This window comes from Mesorhizobium sp. M7A.F.Ca.CA.004.04.2.1 (genome assembly GCF_004022825.1).
Taxonomy (GTDB): domain Bacteria; phylum Pseudomonadota; class Alphaproteobacteria; order Rhizobiales; family Rhizobiaceae; genus Mesorhizobium.
This window is the reverse complement of record NZ_RZPH01001104.1, coordinates 1-1,911: the sequence shown is the minus strand read 5'-3', so window position 1 is coordinate 1,911 and position 1,911 is coordinate 1. Positions and strand designations below refer to the sequence as shown.

The following is a 1,911-nucleotide window of genomic DNA, read 5'->3' as shown; positions in this document are numbered from 1 at the left end:
GCTCAAGACCACCATCCGGCCGACCGACAACAGTGAGCTGAAGCTCGGCTGGGTCGGCTCAAGCGACGGCTGGAACGAGATCAGCGGCGGCGTGCCGGTCAATGACGTCGACCTGAAGTCGAACACCTTCACCGCCCGCTACAACATTACGGATGAGGACAAGAGCTGGCTCGATCTCCATATCAACACCTCCTACAACAAGACCAATCTCGATCTGACCAGCCTCGTGCCTCTCAACCGGTTTGACCCGAGCACCGGCCTTCCAGTTGTTTTGCCGGCTGGCTCGACATCGAGATTCGACATCGGCACGACCAGCATCGACATTTGGAACACGTCCAGATTCGAGACTGCGGGAATCGCGCACGAACTGACCTATGGCGGCGACTGGGCCGGCGATAAAGTCGAGACCGGCGGCACGGCCGGTGGCGACAGCTTCTATACGCCTTCCGGCAAGCGGAACGTCTCCGGCGCCTATGTCCAGGACAAGCTCACCTGGGAGTGGCTCGAAGTCATCGCCGGGCTGCGTTACGACAATTACAGCCTCAAGGATGACACCCACGAAACGTCGGGGGACCGGTTGTCGCCGCGCATCACCGTCGGCGTCTCGCCTTTCGACAGCGCCAGCCTTGCCGGCCTGCAATTCTACGGCACCTATGCGGAAGGATACCGGTCACCCTCCCTGTCGGAAACACTGATCAGCGGTCGCCATCCGGCAGGTGTCACCTTCCCGTTCCTGCCCAATCCCAATCTGCGGCCGGAAACCGGAAAGACCGTCGAATTCGGCGTCAACTACAAGCAGGATGACATCCTCGAAGCCGGCGATGCGCTGCGCATCAAGGCAGCCTATTTCAACAACGATGTCGAAGACTACATCGATGGCGTTACCCTGTCGCGGTTTGACCCGACAGCCGGCTGCCCGAGCGGACCCGGTATCCCGATATGCTTCCAGTACCAGAATTTTGCCAAGGCCAAGATCGACGGCTTCGAACTTGAGGGCGTCTATGATGCCGGATGGGGCTATGCCGGGCTCTCGGCCTCAATCACCAATGGTCATACCATTTCCTACAAGGACGTTCGGGCCGACCTGCTGACCATCCCCTCATCCCAGGTCACCGCGCAGCTCGGCTTGCGCTTCCTCGAGGACAAGCTGACCGTGGGCGGCGAAGTGCAATACAATGGCAAGCCCAAGGGCAATCCGATCGCCGAGGACTACACGCTGGTCAATGCTTTTGCCAGCTACCAGGCGACGGACAATTTGAAGATTGATTTCCGCGCCGACAATCTGTTCGATGTAAAATACGCCAACCCGCTCAACCTGACCACGGCCGGCCAGCCGCCGCAGCCGGTTTTCGCGGCTTACGAGCCCGGCGTCACCCTGAAGCTGGCGGCGACGATGCGATTTGGAGGCTGATGACCATGACGAGCTTGATGACATCCCTTCGTCTGCTGACCTCGATGCTGGCGATGTCGCTTGCGATGGTTCCGGCATGGGCACAAGAGTCCGCGCCGGTCCCTGCGCTGACCCTTGAACTCAACGGTGCGCAACCTTCCGACAAGGGTTGCCGCCTGACGTTCGTGGTCAACAACAATCTCGGCGCCGACCTGTCCAAGGCGGCGTTCGAGATCGCCCTGTTCAACGAGGCCGGCGTCGTCGACCGGCTGACCGTGCTCGACTTCAAGGAATTGCCGGCAGGCAAGACCAAGGTGACGCGTTTCGATCTGGCCGGCACCGAGTGCTCGAAAGTCAGCCGCGTGCTGATCAACAGCGCGACCGAATGCACCGGTACCGGCGTCGAACCGAACGCCTGCATGCGAAAGCTGAAGACGGACACCAAGACCGGGATCGCTTTCGGAGTCTGAGGTGGGGCTGCATCATGCATTCCCGCGAAACACCGTAGTGCAGCCTCTGGC

At 60.5% G+C, this 1,911-nt stretch carries 2 protein-coding genes; both read left to right on the top strand.

Features of this window, described 5'->3' with window-relative positions:
• Positions 1-1,411, top strand: a 1,411-nt coding sequence (locus EN893_RS31755) for a TonB-dependent receptor (protein ID WP_128362090.1), incomplete at its 5' end; no start/stop codon positions are given.
• Between the two features lie 5 nt (positions 1,412-1,416).
• Complete coding sequence (locus tag EN893_RS31750; protein ID WP_023812248.1) at positions 1,417-1,860, top strand: hypothetical protein; 444 nt, start codon at positions 1,417-1,419, stop codon at positions 1,858-1,860.
• The last annotated feature ends 51 nt before the right edge of the window (positions 1,861-1,911 follow it).